This is a genomic window from Treponema endosymbiont of Eucomonympha sp. (genome assembly GCF_001028545.1).
The window spans coordinates 1-1,325 of sequence record NZ_BBPW01000160.1 but is presented as its reverse complement, the minus strand read 5'-3'; the positions used below and the strand labels follow the sequence as shown (position 1 = coordinate 1,325).

Here is a 1,325-nt window from a genome sequence, read left to right as displayed (position 1 = left end):
GTCCTGACCACGGACACGATAGAGCAGGCGGTGGAGCGGGCGGGGGCGAAAGCGGGCAACAAGGGCTGGGACGCGATGATGAGCGCTATGGAAATGGCGGATTTGTTCGCAAAGCTCGACGCAAAACAGGTGCGCAAACGGCGTCCGTCGGCGGCAGACCCGACTGACGCCAGTATCGGTTCGGCATAAGCGTTCGGCGGAGCCGAACGTCCGTGTTTGCCGCAAGCCTACGACTTGCTAGGCAGTGTGGATTGGAAGGCAGAGGAACACGCGCCTGATATGAATGGCGGCGATGAAGGAAGCGGTGAGCTTTGCGTAGCGCGTAGCGATTCCGCGCCAACGCTTGAGGGCACGGAAGACATTTTCAATGACGTGCCGTGCCCGATACAGCTCATGATTGTACGCTCTTTGCTCTTTCCGGCTTTTAATCGGAGGGATGACGGCTATTATATCCGCTTCCTTAAGCATGCCGAGCAGTTCGTTCGCGTCATACGCCTTGTCCGCAAGAAACGCTTCCGCTTCCAAATCCTCCATAAGGAGAGACGCTTGATTACAGTCCGCGACAGTACCGCTTGTCACAGCGCCGCTTGCCGGTATCCCGTATTCGGGCAGCACGTCTCTCCGCGGAGCGCCCGTGCGCGTCTGCCGCGTTGATGAACAGGCGGCTGTCTTTCGCCGCTCTCCCGTGCTTCCCTGCCTGCCCTGGCAGCAGTTCTTTTATCCGTTCCCGCGCCTCGCCGCTTATATCGTGCCGGTGAATGCCTTCATCTCTTTTTATGTCTCCTGTTTTACCTCTTTTCCTCATGTATCCAGTCCACACTGCCTAAGCTGTGTCACATTATATAGAGGATGACGATGAATTGCTGTTTGTAAACGGCTATGAGCGAGCTATGGCGATTATTGCCCAAGCTTTAGACGGCGCGCAGAAAATCGGGCTATCAGTTGAGCGCAAGAGAGACGAGGAAAAAAAAGCGATACTATGCGGGAGACGTTGTTTTTATAGACGCTTCCTTAAGCCACCTCGGAGGCTTTAATGCGGCTAATCAAATCGTGTTAGGCGAGGTTTTTGTAAGTTTGACGAGAGTTTACGGCATGACGAGCTATGACCAAAGCGCATAAACGAGCGCCCCTGCGTCTGAGCAGGGAAAGGGCAGTTTTGCCGCTAAAGACTTTATCTATCTGCCGGGTTTGGGCACAAACGGGCAGTTTTGCCCCGCGTCAGCGTTTCAGCACGGACTGGGGGTCTATCAGTTTGCCGTTTTTGTATACGGAAAAATGCAAATGCGGTCCGGTCGAATATCCGGTGCTCCCGACGGAGCCTATCC

The 1,325-nt window shown here is 54.9% G+C and carries 2 protein-coding genes and 1 pseudogene; 1 reads left to right on the top strand and 2 read right to left on the bottom strand.

Annotation, left to right across the window (positions count from 1 at the left end):
- On the top strand, positions 1-189 hold a 189-nt coding region (locus AWU74_RS05565), incomplete at its 5' end, for a 6,7-dimethyl-8-ribityllumazine synthase (protein ID WP_187150872.1).
- 48 nt (positions 190-237) lie between these two features.
- On the opposite strand, the pseudogene AWU74_RS10495 reads toward AWU74_RS05565, so the two are convergent.
- Positions 238-805: pseudogene (locus AWU74_RS10495) on the bottom strand (transposase).
- Between the two features lie 413 nt (positions 806-1,218).
- Positions 1,219-1,325 (bottom strand): M23 family metallopeptidase (locus AWU74_RS10490; RefSeq protein ID WP_162504884.1); only part of this gene is annotated, 107 nt, incomplete at its 5' end.